At 36.2% G+C, this 22,621-nt stretch carries 21 protein-coding genes; 12 read left to right on the top strand and 9 right to left on the bottom strand.

Translation table 11 applies throughout. The features are described 5' to 3' along the window. Positions 1 to 177: 177 nt before the first annotated feature. The 5 genes from ACEW8U_RS22085 (at position 178) to ACEW8U_RS22065 (ending at position 6,214) form a co-directional block, all read left to right on the top strand. On the top strand, positions 178 to 1,104 hold the full coding sequence (locus ACEW8U_RS22085; RefSeq protein WP_373524225.1) for a bile acid:sodium symporter family protein: 927 nt from the start codon (positions 178 to 180) through the stop codon (positions 1,102 to 1,104). Positions 1,105 to 1,111: 7 nt separating this feature from the next. Beyond that, positions 1,112 to 2,119, top strand: coding sequence for a 1-acyl-sn-glycerol-3-phosphate acyltransferase (locus tag ACEW8U_RS22080; RefSeq protein WP_373524224.1), 1,008 nt, complete (start codon positions 1,112 to 1,114; stop codon positions 2,117 to 2,119). A 145-nt stretch (positions 2,120 to 2,264) separates the two neighbouring features. Then, entirely contained in the window at positions 2,265 to 3,359 is a 1,095-nt protein-coding gene (gene hppD / locus ACEW8U_RS22075) for a 4-hydroxyphenylpyruvate dioxygenase (protein WP_373524223.1), read from the top strand. Between the two features lie 236 nt (positions 3,360 to 3,595). Further along, the gene (locus ACEW8U_RS22070) at positions 3,596 to 5,329 is read left to right on the top strand and encodes a phospho-sugar mutase (protein WP_373524222.1); all 1,734 of its coding nucleotides are present in this window, start codon (positions 3,596 to 3,598) and stop codon (positions 5,327 to 5,329) included. A gap of 315 nt (positions 5,330 to 5,644) precedes the next feature. Continuing rightward, positions 5,645 to 6,214: a hypothetical protein gene (locus tag ACEW8U_RS22065; protein ID WP_373524221.1), complete on the top strand. Its 570-nt coding sequence runs from the start codon at positions 5,645 to 5,647 to the stop codon at positions 6,212 to 6,214. Between the two features lie 182 nt (positions 6,215 to 6,396). On the opposite strand, the gene ACEW8U_RS22060 is transcribed toward ACEW8U_RS22065, so the two are convergent. Then, a complete protein-coding gene (locus tag ACEW8U_RS22060; RefSeq protein WP_373524220.1) occupies positions 6,397 to 7,335 on the bottom strand; it encodes a succinylglutamate desuccinylase/aspartoacylase family protein in 939 nt (312 codons plus the stop codon). Between the two features lie 90 nt (positions 7,336 to 7,425). On the opposite strand from ACEW8U_RS22060, the gene murB reads away from it, so the two are divergent. Next, entirely contained in the window at positions 7,426 to 8,439 is a 1,014-nt protein-coding gene (gene murB / locus ACEW8U_RS22055; protein ID WP_373524219.1) for a UDP-N-acetylmuramate dehydrogenase, read from the top strand. On the opposite strand, the gene ACEW8U_RS22050 is transcribed toward murB, so the two are convergent. Beyond that, positions 8,436 to 8,918: a cytidine/deoxycytidylate deaminase family protein gene (locus ACEW8U_RS22050; RefSeq protein ID WP_373524218.1), complete on the bottom strand. Its 483-nt coding sequence runs from the start codon at positions 8,916 to 8,918 to the stop codon at positions 8,436 to 8,438. The two genes, murB and ACEW8U_RS22050, sit on opposite strands and share 4 nt — an antisense overlap. 185 nt (positions 8,919 to 9,103) lie before the next feature. Here ACEW8U_RS22050 and ACEW8U_RS22045 point away from each other — a divergent pair, with 185 nt between their 5' ends. Next, positions 9,104 to 9,385: a DUF202 domain-containing protein gene (locus ACEW8U_RS22045; protein WP_373524217.1), complete on the top strand. Its 282-nt coding sequence runs from the start codon at positions 9,104 to 9,106 to the stop codon at positions 9,383 to 9,385. Positions 9,386 to 9,455: 70 nt separating this feature from the next. Continuing rightward, a complete protein-coding gene (locus ACEW8U_RS22040) occupies positions 9,456 to 10,433 on the top strand; it encodes a TerC family protein (RefSeq protein ID WP_373524216.1) in 978 nt (325 codons plus the stop codon). A gap of 90 nt (positions 10,434 to 10,523) precedes the next feature. On the opposite strand, the gene ppk1 is transcribed toward ACEW8U_RS22040, so the two are convergent. Both ppk1 and gyrB read right to left on the bottom strand, forming a co-directional pair. Then, the gene (gene ppk1, locus ACEW8U_RS22035) at positions 10,524 to 12,644 is read right to left on the bottom strand and encodes a polyphosphate kinase 1 (RefSeq protein ID WP_373524215.1); all 2,121 of its coding nucleotides are present in this window, start codon (positions 12,642 to 12,644) and stop codon (positions 10,524 to 10,526) included. 119 nt (positions 12,645 to 12,763) lie between these two features. Further along, on the bottom strand, positions 12,764 to 14,722 hold the full coding sequence (gene gyrB / locus ACEW8U_RS22030) for a DNA topoisomerase (ATP-hydrolyzing) subunit B (protein ID WP_373524214.1): 1,959 nt from the start codon (positions 14,720 to 14,722) through the stop codon (positions 12,764 to 12,766). Positions 14,723 to 15,098: 376 nt separating this feature from the next. Between gyrB and ACEW8U_RS22025 the strand changes: the two genes are divergently transcribed. The 3 genes from ACEW8U_RS22025 to ACEW8U_RS22015 all read left to right on the top strand — a co-directional run bounded on the left by ACEW8U_RS22025 (position 15,099) and on the right by ACEW8U_RS22015 (position 17,926). Next, positions 15,099 to 15,851 carry a bacteriorhodopsin-like gene (locus ACEW8U_RS22025; protein ID WP_373524213.1) on the top strand — a complete coding sequence of 251 codons (753 nt, stop codon included), beginning with the start codon at positions 15,099 to 15,101 and terminating at the stop codon, positions 15,849 to 15,851. A gap of 64 nt (positions 15,852 to 15,915) precedes the next feature. Then, complete coding sequence (locus tag ACEW8U_RS22020) at positions 15,916 to 17,067, top strand: lycopene cyclase family protein (protein ID WP_373524212.1); 1,152 nt, start codon at positions 15,916 to 15,918, stop codon at positions 17,065 to 17,067. Next, positions 17,054 to 17,926: a Brp/Blh family beta-carotene 15,15'-dioxygenase gene (locus ACEW8U_RS22015; protein WP_373524211.1), complete on the top strand. Its 873-nt coding sequence runs from the start codon at positions 17,054 to 17,056 to the stop codon at positions 17,924 to 17,926. Before ACEW8U_RS22020 ends, ACEW8U_RS22015 begins: the two co-directional genes overlap by 14 nt. Here the strand turns inward: ACEW8U_RS22015 and ACEW8U_RS22010 are convergent. Genes ACEW8U_RS22010 through ACEW8U_RS22000 form a run of 3 tightly spaced genes read right to left on the bottom strand, consistent with a single transcriptional unit; the run spans position 17,923 to position 20,066 of the window. Further along, positions 17,923 to 18,288: a CoA-binding protein gene (locus tag ACEW8U_RS22010; protein ID WP_373524210.1), complete on the bottom strand. Its 366-nt coding sequence runs from the start codon at positions 18,286 to 18,288 to the stop codon at positions 17,923 to 17,925. The genes ACEW8U_RS22015 and ACEW8U_RS22010 overlap by 4 nt on opposite strands. Next, positions 18,285 to 19,238: a GNAT family N-acetyltransferase gene (locus tag ACEW8U_RS22005; protein WP_373524209.1), complete on the bottom strand. Its 954-nt coding sequence runs from the start codon at positions 19,236 to 19,238 to the stop codon at positions 18,285 to 18,287. The genes ACEW8U_RS22010 and ACEW8U_RS22005 overlap by 4 nt, the downstream gene beginning before the upstream one ends. A 12-nt stretch (positions 19,239 to 19,250) precedes the next feature. Continuing rightward, entirely contained in the window at positions 19,251 to 20,066 is an 816-nt protein-coding gene (locus tag ACEW8U_RS22000; protein WP_373524208.1) for a 1-acyl-sn-glycerol-3-phosphate acyltransferase, read from the bottom strand. A 245-nt stretch (positions 20,067 to 20,311) separates the two neighbouring features. Between ACEW8U_RS22000 and ACEW8U_RS21995 the strand changes: the two genes are divergently transcribed. Next, positions 20,312 to 21,145 carry an SDR family NAD(P)-dependent oxidoreductase gene (locus ACEW8U_RS21995; protein ID WP_373524207.1) on the top strand — a complete coding sequence of 278 codons (834 nt, stop codon included), beginning with the start codon at positions 20,312 to 20,314 and terminating at the stop codon, positions 21,143 to 21,145. Here the strand turns inward: ACEW8U_RS21995 and surE are convergent, their stop codons facing one another. Both surE and ACEW8U_RS21985 read right to left on the bottom strand, forming a co-directional pair. Continuing rightward, a complete protein-coding gene (gene surE / locus ACEW8U_RS21990) occupies positions 21,146 to 21,928 on the bottom strand; it encodes a 5'/3'-nucleotidase SurE (RefSeq protein ID WP_373524206.1) in 783 nt (260 codons plus the stop codon). Positions 21,929 to 21,933: 5 nt separating this feature from the next. Further along, positions 21,934 to 22,569, bottom strand: a complete 636-nt coding sequence (locus ACEW8U_RS21985; RefSeq protein ID WP_373524205.1) for a hypothetical protein — start codon at positions 22,567 to 22,569, stop codon at positions 21,934 to 21,936. Between the last annotated feature and the right edge of the window lie 52 nt (positions 22,570 to 22,621).

Genomic DNA, 22,621 nt, shown 5'->3' with positions numbered 1-22,621 from the left:
AAGTAAAATTTTGTTAAATGATATATGTTTTTGATGTCAAAACTATTGTTTTTCACAACAAAAAAATTTTTAATGAGATTAAGCCGTCATTAAAAAAATTGAGAAAACAGGTTTCCAAAATGATTTTTGTCATTCAAAACCCTGCTTCCTATATTTCATGGAAAATTGATCTTTTAGATGTACGAAGCACTCGATAGCAGTAAACTTAATTTCAATCAGGATTCACTTCTGCTTTTGAATATCTCCTTGGCGATTATCATGTTTGGGGTATCTTTGGGTCTCAAATCTTCTGACTTTCGATATATTTTTCAAAATCCTAAATCATTTGGGTTGGGTATATTATCCCAATTCTTTTTCCTCCCATTATTGACGCTGATATTGATCAATATTATTAGCCCTCCGCCTTCAGTAGCTTTGGGAATGTTTTTGGTAGCCGCTTGTCCGGGGGGAAATGTGTCAAATTTTATGACCCATTTGGCTAAGGGAAATACAGCTTTATCTGTATCACTTACTGCATTTTCGACTGCTTTATCTATATTCCTGACTCCATTTAACTTCGCTTTATGGGCAGGATTGTATCATCCTACTGCCAATTTGCTAAAGGATATTTCACTTTCATATTTTGAGGTTTTTCAGACTGTTGCTTTGATTTTGGGAATACCCTTGTTGGTCGGGATGTACATCAACAGCAGGTATCCAACATGGGCTTCAAAAGCCACAAGGATTTTGAAACCAATTAGTATTTTGATTTTCGCTGGATTTGTAATCATTGCTTTTCTTGGAAATTTTAACCTATTCCTCAAATTCATTGGGCTAATTTTTCTTTGGGTTTTGGGCCATAACTTTATCGCATTGCTTTCAGGTTATGCTATGGCAAAAATCGGAGGACTAAATCTTGCCGATACCAAAACTTTGACCATAGAAACCGGTATCCAAAACTCCGGTCTGGCTTTGGTCCTTATTTTTACTTATTTTGATGGAATGGGGGGAATGGCTATAATTGCTGCATGGTGGGGTATTTGGCATATTATTTCAGGTATGACCATAGCGACAATCTGGATGCGTTTTCCCAGTTCTAACATTCCATCACTCTTCGAAAAATAATTTACAGATGCAGGATCTTTTCAACTACATACTCAGAATTAAAGTTAAAATTGCACTTCATTTTTATTTTTCAAAAATCAATGTTACAGGAAAAGAGCATATCCCTAAAGGAAAGGCTGTGCTTCTTGTTGCCAATCATCAAAATGCACTGCTTGATCCAATTCTAATTGCTACCCATACAAGACTGAATCCTTATTTCTTGACTCGGGCCTCTGTATTCAAAAAGTCATTTGTTGCAAAAATGCTTGATTTTATACGGATGATCCCAATCTATCGAGTCAGAGATGGAATTAACAACATGGAAAAAAACAAGGAGACTTTTGATAAAAGTACCCAAGTCTTGTTGAATAAAGGCGCCATGGTGATTTTTGGGGAAGGCAACCATAGTATCCAAAGAAACCTTCGACCACTGAGAAAAGGGTTTGCAAGAATTGCATACCAGGCTTTGGAAAAAGACCTTGCACTTGATTTGGTTATATTACCTGTAGGAATCAATTACAGTAACCACCAAAAAACAGGCAGTAGAGTGAATATCATTTTTGGTCCAACCATAAACCCTAAAATTCATTATCCTAATTTCGACAGTCTTCTCAAGGCTACAGAACAAATCATGAGGCCTTTGGTAAGTCATATACCAGAAGAAAATTACAATGAAAAGTTAGAAAAATTAGTGGAAAACAAAATAGATTTAGCATCTCCTAAATCTGTAGCTACATTTTTAAATTTAACAGAACTTGAAAATAAACAGAAATCCATTTCCTCTCCATATTTCTCCAATAAAGTGATGAAAATTTTCCACTTTCCCGTTTATTGGATTTGGTTGTTAATTGCCCCTAAGATCACAGACCCGGCTTTCACAGCAACTTTCAAGTTTGTGATAGGACTAGTCGTCGTACCGCTGTGGTATATCTTTTTGTTATTGGGACATCCGATTCATGGACAGGCTTCATGGGCTTTATCCTTCGCATTTTTAGGATTTATTTATCTTTTGGCCAACCGAAGTGGACAAGCCTGATAATGAACCTGGGAACCAATATTCTAATTAAAAATTTTATACTGAGCAATTTTCTCGCTAATTATCGGTAGGTCAAAAAACCTTTGGGGCAGGCAATTATTAGTATATTTGAACCATAAAGAATTAAACCCAAAATAATTATACTATGGAACAGGATTTTCTTCCCATCAACGGGACAGATTATGTTGAATTGTACGTTGGCAATGCCAAACAATCCGCTTTATATTATCAATATGCTTTTGGTTATGAGCTCATCGCCTACGCAGGACCAGAAACAGGAATCCGAGATAAAGCATCTTATGTGCTGAAACAAGACAAAATCAGGTTGGTGCTGACTACTCCATTATTGGAAAATCACCCTATTGCAGATCACATTAAAACACATGGAGATGGGGTAAAAGTCTTGGCTCTTTGGGTGGATGATGCAGCTCAATCTTTTATAGAAACCGTTACCCGTGGTGCTGTCCCTTATCAGGAACCTAAAGTATCCTCAGATGAATTTGGAGAAGTAGTCACTGCATCCATCAGAACTTATGGTGAAACAATCCATACTTTTGTTGAAAGAAAAAATTATAAGGGTATTTTCCTTCCGGGATATAAACCTAGAAAAAGCAAGTATAGTCCCGTTCCAATAGGATTGAAATATATTGACCATTGTGTGGGAAATGTAGGGTGGGGAGAAATGAATAAATGGGTGGATTTTTATGAAAATGTGATGGGATTCAAGCTGTTGATCACTTTTGATGACAAAGACATCTCCACTGAATATTCTGCATTGATGTCCAAAGTGGTTTCAAATGGAAATGGATATATCAAGTTTCCAATTAATGAACCTGCTGAAGGGAAAAAGAAGTCACAGATAGAAGAATACTTGGATTTTTACAAAAGTCCGGGAGTTCAGCACATGGCCATTGCCACAGATGACATTGTACATACTGTTTCAGAACTGAGAAAAAGAGGGGTTGAATTTTTGGAGGTACCATCTTCTTATTACGATGACCTCTTGGACCGTGTGGGGCAGATAGACGAAGACTTACAGCCACTCAAAGACCTAAATATCTTGGTGGACAGGGATGACGAAGGCTATCTTTTACAGATTTTTACAAAACCTGTTCAAGACCGCCCTACCCTATTCTATGAGATCATTCAAAGAAAAGGTGCCCGTTCATTTGGAAAAGGAAATTTCAAAGCTCTTTTTGAAGCAATCGAAAGGGAACAAGAACTAAGAGGAAATTTGTAATCAAATTTATTGGTTATCCGCTTCTTTGCCAGTAACCCAATATTATACTTCAATCAGGTAGGAAGTCGGAAGTCTGATGTACCGGACTTTTCAGTTTCCTGACGGGAATTATATTGAATTAAAATTTTACTTGCATCATTGCATAAATAATAAATATTATAAATCTTATTACTTCCATCTTATGGGTATTTTTGTTGAATTCTCTATCTTAGAAATTCATTAAAACTTTTTCCAAAATGACAACAATAGATCCTATGATTACAGCCAAAGCTGAAAGCTGGCTAAATAGTAAAATTGATGAAAAAAGCAAAGCTGAAATCCGCAAACTGCTGGATTCCTCTGACAAAACTGAATTGATTGATTCCTTTTACAGGGATTTGGAATTCGGCACAGGTGGATTAAGGGGTATAATGGGAGTTGGCTCTAACAGGGTAAACGTTTATACCATAGCGATGGCCACCCAAGGACTTGCCAATTATCTACTCAAGTGTTTTCCTGATGAAGAAATCAAAGTTGCCATCACACATGATTGCCGGATCAACAATACTTTGTTTGCAGATACTACTGCCAACGTATTTACTGCGAATGGCATTAAAGTGAAGTACTTCAGAGAACTTCGTCCAACTCCAATGCTATCTTTTGCCATACGGTATTTTGGATGCAAAAGTGGAGTGATGGTAACTGCCTCTCACAATCCCAAAGAATACAATGGTTATAAAGCCTATTGGGATGACGGAGGTCAGGTAGTTGCTCCTCATGATAAAAATATCATTGAAGAAGTGCAAAAAATCCTGTCTATTGATGATGTCAATTGGAACAAGAATGACAATTTGATTGAATATATAGAAGAGGATTTCGACTTGATTTATCTTAATTTAATCAAAAAACTCAGTTTATCCCCCAATGAAATTATGCTTCATAGGGAAATGCCAATTGTATTCTCCCCAATTCATGGAGCATCCGGGAAGATGGTGCCTGCATCATTAAAAGTATTTGGATTTGAAAATATCCATATCGTCAAAGAACAGGCTGAACCTGACGGTACATTTCCGACTGTAATCTATCCCAATCCTGAAGAAGCCGAGGCATTGAATATGTCTATTGAACTTGGTAAAAAAATCGGGGCTGATCTTGTTTTGGCCTGTGATCCCGATGGTGATCGATATGCCGCATGCATCCCGGATGGGAAGGGGGATTTTGAATTGTTGAACGGTAATCAGACAGGTGCTTTATTGACGTATTATTTGTTGGGCAAATGGAGAGAACATGGAAAATTGACCGGTGATCAGTTTATGGTGAATACCATCGTCACTACTGAATTGATAGATGAAATCTGTAGAGGTTTTGGAGTAACATGTTACTCGGTTCTTACCGGATTTAAAAATATTGCAGAGGTTATCAGAAACCTTGAAGGAAAAAAAGAATTCATTGGAGGTGGCGAAGAAAGTTATGGCTATTTGATCGGGGATTTTGTTAGGGATAAAGACGGAAACTCTGCTTGTGCTATGGTTGCTGAAATTGTTGCTTATTATAAAACGAAAGGTAAATCCATTCAAGATGTCCTAGCTGAAATTTATATGGAATTCGGATTTTATAAAGAATCACTCATTTCTGTAACCAAAAAAGGAAAAGATGGTGCGGAACAAATTCAAAAACTAATGACAGGATTCAGGACAAACAGGCCAACCGAAATAAATGGTATCAAAGTCGTGAAAATTTTTGATGTGAAGGATAGTAAAATCTATAACCTTGTTGATGGAACAGAAACAGAGTTGAAGATGGACAAATCCAATGTGATCCAATTTTACTTGGAGGATGGAAGTAAAATTTCCGCTAGACCATCAGGCACTGAACCAAAGATTAAATATTATTTTTCGGTCAATGAAGCCCTCCCCAACAGGGAAGCTTATAAAGCTGTTCAGGAATCTCTCGACATAAAAATTGAAGGCTTAAAAAAATATTTTGCCTAGCAATTAAATTATAACAAAAGCCCTGTCAGAAATTTGACAGGGCTTTTTTGTAGGATTTTAAAAATAGAAAGCATTCCTGAAGAACAAAAGAACTGGATTGTAAAATCCTAAAAGGAATTTCATCCAATTTTAGATTAAAAGGAGTTAACAAAAAAATGCCTCATTAAAAGCTTTAATAACTTTTGAATTATTGAATAAAAATTAAGCTTTTGGAATTATGTTATCTATAATTTAATTTTTAATCTATTTTTGTGGCTTGAATTCAACCCGAACTTTCCCGAAAGCCGTTATAAAATAAGACTAATTCAATCAAAAATGAAAATTGCTAAAATCCTTCTGCTGTGTCTGTTTGTTATATTTGCTTTTTCTTCCTGCGACAAAGAGGATCCAAGGCCTAATTATTATTACAAATTCAAAGTTAATGGTGTAGAAAAAGAATTTAAGGCAAATAATGACGCCAATATTGTATTTATAGAAGATACAAACTCTAGCAACCGATTCACGATATTTACATTTATCACCGGAAGTGATCCTAATAAAAATGCGATTATAATTTCACTTCGAACCACTGTAAGTCCGGAATTTGGAGTGAACTATACAATGCAAAATCCCATTGTGGTCAACGAACAAACTGCCCCTTCCCTAACTTTCATTTATTTGGATGAAAATGGTAAAGAATATGGAGCTACCCTGCTGCAAAGCCGAAATCCCGGTGCAATGGATGATGGTTCTTTGATGCTAACTGAACTTAGCGCAGAGGGTTCTTACGGAACATTCCAGGCAGTTACATTTGATCTGAACTCCACCGGAGAGCTTAGCCAGAGACAGTCTCTCATTCTGACAGATGGTGAATTTTTCATGCCAAATGTAGTATCTTTGAGATAAGATAAAAAATCAATTGAAAGCCGGAAAATCCCGGCTTTTTGTTTTATCAACTCAATTATCACTAAGCAAAATTCTAGACTGTAAATTAGGTTAAGCTAACAGGTACTTGTTTTACTTGAAATCTTGAAGTAGGAAAAAATTTATTGACCTCCTATTATTTTCATTAGTAAATATAGTTTTTATCAAACCCTACCAACATGTACTATCGCATCGCCCGCATTGACAACTGGGTTGTTGTTTAGTCCAACAACATGTCCATTATTGGTGGCTTTGACAGGAACTTTTACCTGACCGTAAGGATCAGTGACTTTTGCTATAATCTGACCTTTTTTGACCTCGTCACCGAGACCAACATTAGAGGAGAAAATCCCTGAAACTTTAGCCCTTACCCATGAACTTTCATTGATCATAATGGTAGGTCTAGCGACAGTTTCATCTTCCAGCATTCCCAAAAAAAACAACAACCTTTTGGTACCCAAAATCGCCTCCTCTACTGCATAATCGTCCAGTCTCATTGATTCCCCCCCCTCGTAGACAAGGATATGCTTTCGCCTTTTATAGGCCTCTTTTCTAAATGACTTGTCAATGTGAGGTGAATTGAGAATAAAATGTGTCCCAAATGCATTTGCCAATTCAAGACCTCTTTTGTCCTTATAATCCACCCTAATTTGAGGAAAATTTGAAAGCATCCTGCCGCCAGTATGAAAATCAATTCCATAATCAATGATAGGTATAATTTCATTTGACAGAATAAAAGCAATTTGAGAGGCAAGCGAACCCTTTTTGCTACCTGGAAACATCCTGTTGAGATCCCTTCCATCAGGAAATGTTCTCGAACTGCTCAAAAAACCATAAACATTCACCAAAGGCATAAAAATAATGGTCCCCTTTATTGGTACAATAATCTCTTCCTCCAGCATTTTTCGGACAGCCACTATTCCATTAATTTCATCTCCGTGAATTCCACCGGAGATCAAAACCACAGGACCGTCCTCTTTGGCCCTTTTGATAAAGATAGGTAAATCAATCAATGTATGGGTAGGAAGCCTGGCGATCGCAATATCTATATTCAAAGTTTGTCCAGGTCTAATCCGTACACCATTGATAACCATTTCTTTCATAAATATCTAATTTTGAACTTCAGGGTAATAAGACTTCAGGCTTTCAATTTGGCCAAAATCTTCCTTAATTCGCAAGTACAATTTCACAGCATGAATATACAAGAAAACATTTCCCTTAAATCATTCAATACTTTTGGAATAGATAAAAAAGCAAAATTTTTTGTTGAGGTTGTTTCAGAAAATGAAGTAAGGGAAGCAATTACTTTTGCTAATAAAAAAAATGTTCCGCTGTTTATTTTGGGGGGCGGAAGTAATATTTTATTGACGAAGGATCTTGAAGCCCTTGTAATTAAAATTGAAATAATAGGAATTAAGGTTCTTGAGGAAAATGAAGATCAAGTTTTTGTGGAGGTAGGCGCTGGTGAAAATTGGCATTCTTTTGTAATCCAGTGTATAAAAAATGACTGGGCAGGTGCAGAAAACCTATCTCTCATCCCAGGCACAGTTGGAGCCTCCCCCATGCAGAACATTGGTGCATATGGCGTTGAAATCAAAGACATTTTCAAATCTCTTCAAGCCATACATAGAGACACGCTGCAAATGAAAGTTTTTAATGCCGAGGAATGTGGTTTTGGCTATAGGGAAAGTGTTTTCAAAAATGAACTCAAAGACCAATACGTCATCACCAAAGTAGTATTTGCATTAAAAAAGAAACCTGAATTCCAAATTGAATATGGTGCCATCAAAACCACCTTGGAAGAAATGGGAATCAAAACTCCCAGTATTGCCTCTATCAGCCAAGCTGTCATTCATATCAGGCAAAGCAAACTTCCTGATCCTAAAGTCATTGGTAATGCAGGAAGTTTTTTTAAAAACCCTACTGTCCCTTTTGATTTTTTTCAAAAATTGAAAAATACCTATCCGGAAATACCTTCATTTTCAAATGAACAGGGAGTGAAAATACCCGCTGCTTGGCTAATTGAACAAACAGGATGGAAAGGAAAAACCTTTGATAAAATCGGAGTGCATAAAAATCAGCCACTTGTTCTGGTAAATTATGGCGGTGGTGATGGTTATGAAATTCAAGTGCTCAGCGAAAAGATACAACAATCTGTTCTCCAAAAATTTGGAATCCTACTTCATCCCGAAGTGAACTTCCTCTAAATTAAGGGATCTTCAAAGGCTATTTCTTTGGAATACTTCACCACCTCAACACCGAATTTGGACAGGAAGTCTATTCCTTCATCCGATAGCAAACCCTTATATTCGGCATAAGAATACATATAGACCAATTTGACTATTCCCATGGAAAAAATAATCCTTGCACAAGCCAAGCAAGGTGCAAGCGTCACATATAAGGTAGAACCCTCAACTGAGGTGTTGTTTTTTACAGCATATAAAATCGCATTCTGTTCTGCATGAATTGCCAATGTACAACTGCCTTTACTATCTCTTGCACAACCATGTTCTGGAAACTCCTCATCACAATTATGGGTTCCTGATGGCGGTCCATTGTATCCTATAGAGATTATTCTTGTTTCTTTGGTCAAAACTGCTCCCACATGCTTTTTTATGCAATGGGATCTTTTAGCAAGATTCACAGCTAACTCCATAAAAATGTCATCAAAATTAGGTCTACTCATTATCATATTTCAAAACTTACCACATAATATCTTTGTCCAATATTGATTTTCAGAAAAATACTGGCCCCAAAAGTAATCAAAGTCAAAAATTTATTACACCAGATCAATTAAAATTCATGCTTTTGTGAAAATCATCACTGGATAAAATTTGTTTTTATCGATATTTACTCCAAAAATCAATACCAATGGCTGAAGAAAACTTTACCGACAACGAACTTATCATAAGAGATTACCTGGCAAGACAAAGAACCTACCTTGCAAATGATCGCACGCTTCTATCCTATATAAGAACAGCTTTATACTTCTTGGTGAGTGGAACGGCACTCATGGAAGTAAATGCCCTGTCACATATCAGGCAATTAGGATACCTGGGATTTGCGTTGAGTCTGGGTATGTTAGTGCTCGGATTTTATAATTTTTTTATGGTAAAGAAAAAACTCAGAAAACACTATTACCAAAAAATGTAATGTCATTTCATTTACTTTCATTTTTTTTAAAGCAATTTTGAAACTTGATCAAGTAAACGGGTAGGTCATTTTGAATTATTTACAAGAAGAAGGATACGTCCTACTAGGTTTTGGTGTAGTTATATTAGGGCTTCTTGCCGTAGACTTATTGGTTTTCAACCGTGAAGCTCACAAGATATCTACCAAAGAGGCATTATATTGGTCTATTGTTTGGATAGGTATTGGTTTACTTTTTGGACTGTACATTTATTGGGATTTCGGATTGGAAAAAGCATCCCAGTATTATTCCGCATTTTTGATAGAAAAAGCGCTTAGTGTAGACAATCTTTTTGTTTTTATTCTTGTATTCAGATTTTTTAAGGTTCCAGACAAATACCAGCACAAAGTCCTTTTTTACGGTATTTTGGGTGCGATTGTGATGCGAGGAATATTTATTTTTTTTGGTGTAAAACTCATTGAACTCACCTATTTTCCTGACTTCAACTGGTTGGGGAGACATTTCAGGGTAAATATTGTCATGACTCTTTTTGGAGTATTTCTACTTTATGCCGGATATAAATCCTGGGCAAACAAAGAAGATGATGAAACGGATAGGGATTTTTCAAATTCCATCGGCACCAAACTGATACATAATCTGTTCAGAGTGGACCCAAAATATCACGGAGGTAATTTCTTTGTCAGGATTAATGGAAAGAAATTTGCCACACAGCTTTTTGTGGTTGTAGCCGTCATAGAATTTACAGATTTACTTTTCGCTGTAGACTCGATTCCAGCAATTTTTGCAATATCCAAAGACCCCGTAATTCTTTATACTTCAAACATTTTTGCAATTTTGGGTTTGAGAGCATTGTATTTTTTGCTGGCCAATAGCTTCGAACTTTTCCATTACCTGCAACATGGTTTATCATTTATTCTGGGATTTATAGGGCTAAAAATGATATTGTCAGCCACATTCCACGTGCCTTCACCCATTTCCTTAGGAGTGGTTTTTGGAATTCTTGCTTTGAGTATTATTTTTTCGCTCAAAAAATATCAGGCAGAAAAGTAAATTGAAGTTTATGTTTGGAAGCGCTGCAATTTAATAAAACGATGTAATTCTTTTAAAAATCCCTGACTACCAAGGCTTTTTAAAAGACTTCTAAACCAGTTTAACAGCCAATACGTCCTCGACCTTCACATCAAAAAACTCCTTGTGAACGTTAAATTCTTCCTCATCGACCTGAGGGATTTTTAGAACATAAGTTCCGTCTTCAAGCATTCTATATGCATTTACATTATCCTTTAAATTGTATGCTAGGATGTTCATCAATTGTTTTTCGAGCAAAGAATCTTCGACTCTGAAAAGAGATTCCAGTCTTTTATCAAAACTCCTGACCATCATATCTGCGCTTCCGGCATAAGTTCTTGTTACACCATTATTATGGAAATGATAAATTCTCGAATGTTCTAGAAAATCCCCTACCAATGACAATACTTCAATGTTTTCGCTGAGGCCTGCCCTACCTGGCCTGAGGCAGCAAATACCTCTTATAATAAGTTTTATGGTTACTCCAGATTGAGAAGCCCTGTATAATGCATATATGATCTCAGAATCCTCTAAGGAATTGACTTTGATGAATATTCCTGAAGGCAATCCATTGCGGGCATTCTCTGCCTCATGTTCAATAAACTCGATTAACTGATTCCTCATGTCACGCGGAGCAGTTATCAGATTTTGATAGGTGATGGGCATAGAATGCCCGGTAATAACATTAAAAAACTCTGATACATCATTTGCCAAAACCTCATTGGTAGTCAATAGACCAATATCAGTGTACAATCTTGAGGTTTCTTCATTGTAATTTCCTGTTCCCAAATGAACAAGTCTCGTCACATAATTCTCATCTTTTTTGACAATTAACAATAGCTTGGTATGGGTTTTTACATTGCTGATACCATAAATAACAAAGCATCCTGCTTTCTGAAGTTTCTTGGCTTCTCTGATATTGTTTTCCTCATCGAATCTTGCTTTTACCTCAAACAACACCGAAACATGTTTCCCGTTTTCGGCTGCCCTTAACAATGCTTTTGTAATTCTCGAATCTTTAGCCAGCCGGTAAATGGTCATTTTAATAGCCATCACATTGGGATCCTCAACAGCCTTTTCGAGAAGTTCAAGGATAGGGTCAATATTGTTATAGGGATGGTGCAATAATATATCCCTTCCCTTCAATACCTGAAAAATATCATCAGTGCCATCTTCAGGATAGGATATGGGACGAACCGGAGATGGAATTTGCGGCAATCTATCTTTGAATCGTTTGTTTCCAATGAACTGCCAAAGACCGTTAAAGTCCATCATACTTGACCTTTCCACTTTAAAAATACTATCATCATGAATATTCCATCTTTCTTTAAGCAAGTTTATCATCCATCTACTATATCCCTCTTCTATTTCAATTCTGACCACCCTACCCGTTTTTCTTTCATTTAGTTTCCTTTTAACTTCTTCAAGAAAGTTGGCATCCATATCCTCACTTTCTTCAAGCGTAAAATCACCATTACGGGTGATGCGGAAAAGGTTGACCGATTCAATATTTACATTTCTAAACAATGTCACTAAGTTTTCTCTAATCACTTCCTCGATGGGAATAAACATCACCATATCTTCACGCTCTATCTCAAAAAATCTTGGGATATTCGCAGGAATCTGAACAAATGATAATTTCTTATTTTCTTTTTTATCTCCGGGGGCCAATGTGACAACACCGAAAACCAAAAGCTTATTCATCAAAATAGGGAAAGTCCTATATCCATCAAATACCATTGGTGTCAACATGGGATAGACCGCTTTCATAAAATATGATTTTATGAAATCCCTTTCATCTGGTTCCAAGTTTTTTACATTACTCAAGATAAAACCTGATTCTGGCATTTTTGGAAGTATATTATTGAGAAAATGCTCCTGCTGACGCTTGTGGAACTGCTGACATTCCAGCATCAGTTTAATCTTGAATGGTTCTTCTCTTAATCCTGAATAATCCACTCTTTCTTTATCATAGTCAAGGTAATTGTACAAAGAGCCAACTCTTATCATAAAAAACTCATCAAGGTTGGTCGATGTGATGGCCAAAAACTTCAATTTTTCAAAAATCGATCTTCCTTCTTTTTTGGACTGGTCCAATACTCTTTCATTGAATTTGATCCAACTTAGATCTCTGCTGACAAGGTCACTGCTGTCAACAATACTGTCAAATTTATCTTTAGAGGCTACTTTCATAATAAGCTAAAACAAGGGTAAGATTAAGAAAATTAAAACGACCGAAATCATTTATAATTTTAACAATTTATTAATTAAATAAAAAAAAAGGGCATAAGCCCTTTTTAGTTTTTGATTAATCAGGAATCTATTTTTGCGTATTTGGCATTCTTTTCAATAAAATCCCGTCTAGGAGCAACTTCATCACCCATCAGCATTGAAAACAAATGGTCTGCCTCTGCTGCTGAGTCGATCGTAACTTGTTTTAAGGTACGGGTATTTGGATCCATCGTGGTGGTCCACAGCTGTTCCGGATTCATTTCTCCAAGTCCTTTGTATCTCTGCAGGTTTATACTATCTTCTTTACCTTCTCCCACCATCTCCCTGGCTATTATTTTTCTTTCCTCTTCATTGTATGCATACCTTTCATCTTTACCCTTTTTGAGCAAATACAAAGGTGGCTGGGCGATATATACATACCCATTTTCAATCAGGGATCTCATGTATCGGAAAAATAATGTTAAAATCAGGGTTCGGATGTGTGATCCATCTATATCCGCATCCGTCATGATGATGATCTTATGGTATCGCAAATGTGAAAGATCCAATTCTTTGTCGTCATTAACAGTTCCAAACTTTACACCTAGAGCCGTTAGGATGTTTTTGATCTCATCATTATCATAAATTTTATGTTCATGAGCTTTTTCAACATTCAAAATCTTACCCTTCAATGGAAGAATTGCTTGGAACTCCCTATCTCTTCCCTGCTTGGCTGAACCGCCGGCAGAGTCCCCTTCGACCAAGTACAATTCACATACTGTAGGATCAGAATTGGCACAATCCGCAAGCTTTCCAGGTAAACCTCCGCCTCCCAAAATGCTTTTTCGTTGTACCATTTCCCTGGCTTTCCTGGCAGCATGTCTTGCTTGTGCTGCCAAAATCACTTTTCCAACGATGGTTTTAGCTTCCTTAGGATGCTCCTCTAACCATATTTGTAGAACCTCTGATACAGAACTATCCACAGCCCCAACCACATCTGAGTTACCTAATTTGGTTTTGGTCTGACCTTCAAATTGAGGTTCTTGGACTTTTACTGAAATTACAGCTGTCAGACCTTCCCGGAAATCATCCCCAGAAACTTCAAGTTTAAGTTTATCCAACATGCCCGATTTGTCAGCATAACTTTTCAGAGTTCTGGTAAGCGCCCTTCTAAATCCGGAAACGTGGGAGCCTCCCTCGTGGGTATTGATGGTATTCACATAGGAAACCACATTTTCCGAGTAGGAGGAATTATAATTCATGGCTACCTGCACAGGTACGCCATTCTTTTCTGACTCGATATAAATAGGGTTTTCGATGATCTTTTCCTTATTTTCATCAAGGTACTGGACAAATTCTACCAAGCCACCTTCTGAATAAAACTCATCAGATCTTGGTGTTCCGTCCTCTTCCAATTCTCTTAAATCGGTAAGAAAAATCCTAATCCCTGCATTCAGAAAAGACATTTCCCTCATTCTAGTAGCAATGGTTTCGTACTTGTATTCCGTAATTGCAAAAATACTGTCGTCGGGTTTGAAATGAATAGTGGTACCACGTTTATCTGTGGTGCCAATTTCTCTTACAGGATATTGTGGGATACCAATGCTATACTCTTGTTCGTAAACCTTACCATTCCTATGAACAGTTGCTTTAAGCATTGTAGAAAGGGCATTCACACAGGAAACACCGACTCCGTGTAAGCCACCCGATACCTTGTAGGTATCTTTATCAAACTTACCCCCGGCATGTAAGACTGTCATTACAACTTCCAATGCCGACTTTTTTTCTTTTAGGTGCATATCAGTAGGAATACCCCTACCATTATCCTCAACAGTTACTGAATTGTCTTCGTTGATGGTGACACGAATGGTATCGCAATGACCCGCAAGCGCCTCATCTATAGAGTTATCTACTACTTCCCAAATTAAGTGATGTAAGCCTCTTACTCCAACATCGCCAATGTACATGGCCGGTCTTTTTCTTACTGCTTCTAGTCCTTCTAATACCTGGATATTTCCAGCTGAATAATCATGCTTGTTTACTTCTTTATTTTCGCTCATATGATGTTTAAAATGCCTTTTTCTTTCCCAAAAAAAGAGATTTTTTTAACTGTTTTTCAAACCGTAATAATACGCAAAAAAAATGAGAGCACATACCCAAATGGAACGATAAACCCAACCTTTTCCGAGTAAATTCCGCATGGAGGCATTTGTTGAATTTTAAAATGTTCTTTACTGTAAGGCAAATTCTAAAAAATTCTGTGTAATAGTAAATACCTGTTTTAGGGTGTTCAATTTATAAAACAGGCTGTTTGTTTACATTTGTTTATTTTTTTAAGTATAAGATTAAACAAAATTAATTCGATTACACTTTTAAAGCTGTTAATGCATCCAAATAAAATTTCTCTAAAACAAACACATCTAAAATCAATTAACTATGAACAGTATCCTAACAGCTGATATGATAGGTCTTGACAAACTTATCAACAGCGACCCAGTAGCCATCACATTCTTTATAGGGTATATGGCAATGTTTGCATCAGCAGTTTTCTTTTTCGTAGAAAGAGGCTCTGTAAGCGACAAATGGAAAACTTCTTTATTGGTATCAGGTTTGATCACCGGTATTGCAGCAGTCCACTATTATTACATGAGAGATTTTTATCTCCAAACAGGTCAAAGTCCAACGGCATTCAGATATGTTGATTGGACTTTAACAGTTCCATTAATGTGCGTAGAATTTTATTTATTAACCAAGCCATTCGGAGCTAAAACCAGTACGCTTAGCAAACTTATCCTTGCTTCTTTATTAATGCTTATCACTGGTTATATTGGCGAAACTTCTGGAATCGACAATAACATCATGTGGGGCATATTTTCAACAATTGGCTATTTGTACATTGTTTATGAAGTATTTGCTGGTGACGTAGCTAAATTAGCAAGGGGATCTGAAAGTCCTGCTCTCAATAGAGCAATGTTTTTGTTGAAAATCTTTATCACTTTAGGTTGGTCTATTTATCCAATTGGATATATGGTTCTTCCAGGAAACTTACTATCAGGAGCGTTTGAAGTAAGTAGTATTGATTTATTCTACAACTTAGCTGATGCAATCAATAAAATTGGATTTGGATTGGTAATCTATTCAGTAGCCATTTCCGAGACTAACAAAAACAAAAAAGCAATAACTGCTTAATTTAATTCATATTAGAGGCTGTCCAATTTTTGGGCAGCCTTTTTTATTTAATCCCTACCATCCCATGATAACCTATGATTTTATTGTAACGGGACTTGGATGTGCCGGAATGAGTTTAATGTATTACTTGCTAGATAGTCCTTTGAAGGAAAAGAAAATCCTATTAATTGATTATTCCACAAAATCCAAAAATGATAGAACATGGTGTTATTGGGCAGAAAATCCGCTAAGCATACATCCTAAAAACAGCCCTTTAGTATATTGGGATAACATCAATATCATCAAGTCAGATGAAAAAGTCCAAAGCAGACTGGATAACTTTAAATATTTTCATATTAAGTCATCTGATTTTTATCGAGAAATAATTGAGAAAATCAAAAAATTTCCAAACGTAACTTTTATTAATGATCATATTTCCGGATTAAAACAACTTAATGATGCTCACGTTCTCGTCAAAACAGAAATGAACGGCAGTTTTACTGGAAAGAAAGTATTTAACAGTATTCCATTTGATATAAAAAATATTGTTAAACCAGTTTTGTATCAAACTTTTGTAGGATGGAGAATCAATTGTAAAAACTCTTGTTTTGATAAAAGTGCCGCAACTCTCATGCATTTTCCAAATCCTGAAACAAAAGAAACTGAGTTTTTTTATATTCTACCTTTCAATGAGTCTGAAGCCTTAATCGAATACACGCTTTACACCAAAAATAAAGTTCAGATAGAACTTTTGGAAAAAAAGCTTGATGAATACCTGAAAAATAAGCTGGAAATCAGTGAATTTGAAATTCTATTTAGAGAATTTGGTTCTATTCCCATGACTACCCAAAAATTCGAACAACCTAAAGAATCCAATATAATTTCAATCGGTACCTTGGCCGGATGTACAAAACCTTCAACAGGATATACTTTTTATGATATCCAAAAACATAGCAAACAAATCCTCAATCAGCTTTTACAGAATGGTGGTGAAAAAAAATACCACTGGAACAGAAAGCAAAGATTTTCATTTTACGACAATATCCTTTTAAATATAGCAGTCAAGTGGCCATCTGAATTGCCTAGGATTTTTAAGGAAATGTTTGAAAAAAACCATGGGAAAATGGTTTTAAGATTCTTAAATGAGGAAAGCAGTTTTTGGGAGGAAGTGAAAATATTGGGCAGTTTAAAATATGGGATATTCATCAAGTCACTTCTTCATTATGAAAAACATTGAAACAATAGGAAAAATCCTCGGGATCTTAATTGGATCGGTATTTCTTCTATTTTTTGAGGGAAGTGAAACATATCAATGGATATGGTTTGCTATCATTATGGTTACAATCGGGATTCCACATGGTGCAATCGACCATTTATTGGCTAATCCAAAAATTGAAAAAAAAGAATTATTTAAGTTCATTTCAAAGTATTTCTTGATCATTGCGGCTTACCTTTTTGTTTGGGTCTTCTTTCCCAAAACAGCCCTTTTATTATTTATTTTAATGTCGGCCTATCATTTTGGGCAGAGTCATTTTATCAATAGCAAAATCGATCGATATAAAAGCATCTCTTATTTCTTATTAGGCTCATTCTATTTATGTGTGATTCTTTGGGGTGATTTTGAGGCGACTGCTTCTATTTTGGGAAATACGGTCAATTTTGAAGATTGGAAAAATAATGGTTTGTTTGCTATTGCAGTATTATTTTTATTGAACACTTTAAGCCTTCTTTTCTTTCAAAAAGAGAAGAGATTACTTGTCTGGGCAGAAATGATTATACTAGGTTTTGTACTATATTCGGTTCCTTTACTTTTGGGTTTTATTATATATTTTGGGTTTTGGCATGCGTTACCCAGTATGTTAACTGAATATCAATCCCTAAAGCATCATTTTACTGGCAATAAAATTATATCATTTATTTCTAGTTTACTTCCGTTCAGCTTGATCAGTTTGGTGGGAATTGCCTTTCTATTGTATGTATTTTCCAATCGAATGGAAAAGAATGATCTAACTATGATGTTTTTTATTTTAATCGCATTGATATCCGCTCCTCATATTTGGTTTATGAACATATTTTTGGAGACAAAAAAAAATTAGAACTGACCTGTACTTAATAACACCAAATTACAAGCGCGACAGACCTCAATCCCGTTTTCTCTGGAGATTTTCATAAATTCATCGTTTTCGGTTCCGGGATTAAAAATTATTCTTTTTGGATGAAGGGAAATAATATATTCATACCATTCGACTTGATTTTGCGGTCCAAGATATAAGGTAACTGTATGCACATCCTGAATAGCAGGTTTAAGTCTGAGGTCTAAAATTTCTTCTCCAAATAACTGACCTTTTTTGATTCCAACTGGCACAAATGGAAATGCCTTTTCTGAAAACATACTAGCTGCCACATAAGCATACCTACTGGGATTATTTGATGCCCCGATAATAACTGTTTTTTTCATCGTTTAGCAAACACCCTATCTCTCTCAAAGGTTTCCATGTGTCTGTGTTTTTTGCTGTCATAGATATCCTTAATGGTAATCATAATACCTGTTTCCTCCACTGCCCCAAATTCATCATTCAAAGCAGTACCAAAAGTTTTCATTGTTGGGGAAAGATTCATATAGGTATTGATCAAAGGCGGGATGTTTTCACCGCAGGTCCTAATGCGGCTGTTGAGGAGCTTATAACCTTCTTTGTAATCCAATCCATCAAATATCTTGTGAAGAGAAGAAATATCTGTTTCATAAGTCAGGGTAAGGTGTTTCAAAGGTTTTACCAAACTATCCTTATCAGGAAAATAATAATGCATAAAAAACAGCAATAGATCTCTTGCTTCTCTGTTGTAATGAGGATACATGGTTACCTTACCAAACAAATACTCCACATCAGGATTCAACATGACAATTGCTCCCAATCCGTCCCAAAGGTTGTCCAACGAAAAAAGTCCCTTTCTGTTATTGACACTTGGCTGGTATTTGGGCTGTACAAAAGACCTACCGAGTTCTATTGTAAATGGAATGTAATTGTCTATAAATTTCTTAGAAAATTCAAATAAATGAGCGGTTGAAAGATTAATGTGTCCATGAGGATTAAATCCTGCATCCTTACAGTGTATCAACCTATATCCGGCAACAATTTCATCTTCTTCAGGATTCCAAGTAATCAATTGCCTGTAACAGTTATCTGAGGTATCATTCTCATCAATATCCAATGAAAGACCAGTGCCACCCCCCGCTGCCCTGAATGTCAGTTCTCTTAACCTCCCTATTTCCCTGATTGTATTGGGTGCGTTGTGGAAATCAACCAAATAAATATGATTGTCACCATTATTGGCATACCTAAGAAATCGCTCGGGATTGAGTTCTTTCTTTAGGAGTTCCTTATCAACAGAAGGTATAATTGCTTGCATAAAATTATTTTTTTAGGCCATTCGGTAAACAATCGATTTTACCTCTTCTGCCCAGAATTTCTCGTTTTTGGATTGATCAAAATACTTGTAAGAAATAGGTTTTCCTACATGAATCGTTACTTTTTTGCCCCTCTGAGCAAACATTTCATCAGGTAGATAAAACATCTCTATATTGGCTTTGACACCTGCCATTTTTCGGAATTTTGCCAAATTATAAAAAAAATTTGAGTTTCTTCCTTCAATAAATACCGGAACAACATCTCGCTTATATCTCTTGGATTTACTGATGAAACTTTTTTTCCATTCTAAATCCATTATTCCCGTTGATTGTTTTCTGGAAACCAATCCCGCCGGAAAGACTAAGAGTGCGTTTTCACTTGAATATGTATCCTCAATCAATTGGGTAACCTGACGGCTATTGGAACCATGCTTATTGACCGGAATAAACATAGGTTCAAAATTCTTGATATTGGTAAGGATATCATTGACCAAAACACGTATATCAGATCTGTATTTTCCTAAAGCATACATAAATGCCACCCCGTCCATACCTCCAAGTGGATGGTTGGAAGCAAAAATTACAGAGCCCTCCATCGGAATGTTTTCTTCCCCTTCCAAAGTTACCTCAACTCCAAATTCTTCAATGAGCGCATTGACAAATTCCATGCCCTGAAGATGACCGATTTTAGCCATTACATCATTGACATCATTTTCATGTACAATCTTCTTGATATAGTTCAAGGCAAATCCCGGAAGCCACTTGTGCAGATTGGAATTTTTATCCTTCAGTATTTTTTCAATATCAATAAACTTGGACTGCTCTTTCACTTTTAACTTTTATAATTAACGACTTGCGAACTTAAGGTTTCTTTTAACTTCCTGATTAATACAGTTGTTTATAGATATCTCCATTTATAAAGTTTCCTGATTCCTAATTTTTTATTATTTGCAGGTCTTAAAAATACAAATTTTTACTTATCCATTATGCGATTTGTCAAATTGCAGAATTTTATTTTCACACAGTTTTGGAAACTTTATCTATTCAATTGGGTTTCAATAGGAAACAAAAAGATATGATTCTTGCAATTACAGGCCCCACTTCAGGAATAGGGAGTGAAACTTTAAAAGGACTTGTTCCTGATTGTGAAAAAGCACTGATCTTGGCCCGAAATCCTAAAAAAGCAAAGGCTTTGATTGATTCACTACCAAAAGACTTACAACATAGAGCAATTTTTATTCCTGTTGATTTATCAGATATGAACTCCGTTTCTAAGGCTGCGGCCTTGGTGAAAAAGGAAGTTACTCAAATCGATGTGCTGATCAACAATGCCGGTGGAATATTCCAAAATAAAGAAGTAACTGTTGATGGTTTTGAGCTAAGCTTTGCTGCCAATCACATTGGTCATTTTTTACTGACCAATTTATTGATGCCAATTTTGCTCAAATCAAAATCCCCAAAAGTAATCAATGTGAGTTCTGAGGCACACCGTGCAGCCAGACCTGACTTCAATGATCTTCAGTATGAAAAAAAGAATTACAGTTCTTTCACTGCTTATGCAAATGTCAAACTCTTTAATATCCTATTTACAAAATCACTCGTTGACCGCTTTGGACACAAGGGGCTTAGTTCTTATGCCCTACACCCAGGTGTGGTAAAATCAAATTTCGGTATGGATACATCAGGGGTTTTCAAGATTCTCTGGAAACTAGCAACACCCTTTATGATTACTCCAAAGGATGGTGCAAAAACAAGTATCTTTTTGGCAAAAACCAAAATAAACAAGTCTCTCAATGGCTATTACTTTAAAAAAAGCAAGCCTTCAAAACCTTCATCCGAAGCATTGTCAAAAAAGTTGAGAGACAGATTATGGGAGGTAAGTGAAAAGTCAGTGGCAAATTGGATGTGATTAAAATTGATTCCAGTCCCAATCTTCATTGATCTGATTGATAGCATGATGGGCTGTCAGGTCATACTGACAAGGTACTATGGAAATATAATTATTGGCAATAGCCCACTCATCATTATCCTCTCCTTTGTCAAAATTCACAAAGTTTCCTGCCATCCAAAAGTACTTTCTGCCATTGGGATCAAATCTTTCAGAAAACTCTTCTTGCCATTTTGCGTGAGCTTGACGGCAAATCTTCACTCCTTTTATCGACTCATTTCTTTTAGGGGGGAAATTCACATTTAAAGCTACTCCTTTTGAAATGCCATTTTCCAAAACCTGCTTCGCTATCTTATAAACATATTCTTCGGTATGACTGAAATCAGCTTTAGAACTATAATCGCACAAGCTAAATCCAATGGAAGGTAATCCTTCCAAAGCACCTTCTATGGCAGCAGACATTGTTCCTGAATATAGGACAGAAATTGAAGTATTACTACCATGGTTAATACCACTCACAACAAGATCAGGTTGCCGGTCTTTTAGTACATAATGCTTGGCAAGCTTGACGCAATCAGCAGGAGTACCACTTGATTTATATGCTTGAACATCAGGGAAAATATCTTCTTCGTAAAGTCTTAGTGTTTCGCCAATGGTAATAGCGTGACCCATACCTGATTGGGGACTATCGGGTGCTACTACAACTACATCACCTATTTGTTTCATAATATTGACCAATACCCTGATGCCTTTGGAGGTGATTCCATCATCATTGGAAACCAAAATCAATGGTTTTTTTGACATAAAAATTATTTTATCTGATTGTAATATGCTGTAATTCGGAGTAAATCTCCTCTTTTGTCATGTGAAAGTCTGTTTTTTCTCATGTAAAGCTCAACTTCATCTGATCTGTCTCCAAGAATATCAAGCAATTCTTTTTTCTTTTGGGCATAGCGTTGGATTTTTCCATCCTTTAGAAAATAGTAATTGAAAGCTAATTTATACATCCCCGCCATAGGTGGTCCCCATAAAGGATTCATGGCCATAGGCCCATACATACCCATTCCTCGGTTGTCAGTAGTAATGAATTCCCTGCACATCAAGGCTATATCTGTGCCTTCTGTAAGAATCTCAAAGAAAACAGGTGTTTCATAATCCCCTGCCAAAGGATATGGGAGAGTGAAAAAATTTCTTATCCCACCATATTGTTCATCGTAAATTTCGAATTGCAAAACACTAGATGCTCCAAATGTTTCAACTCCAATTTGCTGCAATTGAACAATATTATTGTCAATATCATATTTTACCATTCCTTGGTAAACTTGTCCATTTACTGTGACAATCTGCCCCTTGTGCCATACCTGAGAAGGAAACTGACTGTTCTGAGCTGTCGATGCTATGCTGAAGAGAAATATGAAAATGACAACTAACCATATATTTTTCATATTATTAATTTTAGGTTCTATTGAATAACGAATCTTCAATGCAATTGGTTAA

It is taken from the genome of Aquiflexum sp. (assembly GCF_041751335.1).
Lineage (GTDB): Bacteria > Bacteroidota > Bacteroidia > Cytophagales > Cyclobacteriaceae > Aquiflexum.
The sequence above is the reverse complement of the archived record's forward strand: the minus strand, read 5'-3'. Positions and strand labels throughout refer to the sequence as shown.

Coding starts and splice junctions, on each gene's coding strand:
- ACEW8U_RS22085 (WP_373524225.1), top strand. CDS start 178: ATGTACGAAGCACTCGATAGCAGTAAACTTAATTTCAATCAGGATTCA.
- ACEW8U_RS22080 (WP_373524224.1), top strand. CDS start 1,112: ATGCAGGATCTTTTCAACTACATACTCAGAATTAAAGTTAAAATTGCA.
- hppD (WP_373524223.1), top strand. CDS start 2,265: ATGGAACAGGATTTTCTTCCCATCAACGGGACAGATTATGTTGAATTG.
- ACEW8U_RS22070 (WP_373524222.1), top strand. CDS start 3,596: ATGACAACAATAGATCCTATGATTACAGCCAAAGCTGAAAGCTGGCTA.
- ACEW8U_RS22065 (WP_373524221.1), top strand. CDS start 5,645: ATGAAAATTGCTAAAATCCTTCTGCTGTGTCTGTTTGTTATATTTGCT.
- ACEW8U_RS22060 (WP_373524220.1), bottom strand. CDS start 7,335: ATGAAAGAAATGGTTATCAATGGTGTACGGATTAGACCTGGACAAACT.
- murB (WP_373524219.1), top strand. CDS start 7,426: ATGAATATACAAGAAAACATTTCCCTTAAATCATTCAATACTTTTGGA.
- ACEW8U_RS22050 (WP_373524218.1), bottom strand. CDS start 8,918: ATGAGTAGACCTAATTTTGATGACATTTTTATGGAGTTAGCTGTGAAT.
- ACEW8U_RS22045 (WP_373524217.1), top strand. CDS start 9,104: ATGGCTGAAGAAAACTTTACCGACAACGAACTTATCATAAGAGATTAC.
- ppk1 (WP_373524215.1), bottom strand. CDS start 12,644: ATGAAAGTAGCCTCTAAAGATAAATTTGACAGTATTGTTGACAGCAGT.
- gyrB (WP_373524214.1), bottom strand. CDS start 14,722: ATGAGCGAAAATAAAGAAGTAAACAAGCATGATTATTCAGCTGGAAAT.
- ACEW8U_RS22025 (WP_373524213.1), top strand. CDS start 15,099: ATGAACAGTATCCTAACAGCTGATATGATAGGTCTTGACAAACTTATC.
- ACEW8U_RS22020 (WP_373524212.1), top strand. CDS start 15,916: ATGATAACCTATGATTTTATTGTAACGGGACTTGGATGTGCCGGAATG.
- ACEW8U_RS22015 (WP_373524211.1), top strand. CDS start 17,054: ATGAAAAACATTGAAACAATAGGAAAAATCCTCGGGATCTTAATTGGA.
- ACEW8U_RS22010 (WP_373524210.1), bottom strand. CDS start 18,288: ATGAAAAAAACAGTTATTATCGGGGCATCAAATAATCCCAGTAGGTAT.
- ACEW8U_RS22005 (WP_373524209.1), bottom strand. CDS start 19,238: ATGCAAGCAATTATACCTTCTGTTGATAAGGAACTCCTAAAGAAAGAA.
- ACEW8U_RS21995 (WP_373524207.1), top strand. CDS start 20,312: ATGATTCTTGCAATTACAGGCCCCACTTCAGGAATAGGGAGTGAAACT.
- surE (WP_373524206.1), bottom strand. CDS start 21,928: ATGTCAAAAAAACCATTGATTTTGGTTTCCAATGATGATGGAATCACC.
- ACEW8U_RS21985 (WP_373524205.1), bottom strand. CDS start 22,569: ATGAAAAATATATGGTTAGTTGTCATTTTCATATTTCTCTTCAGCATA.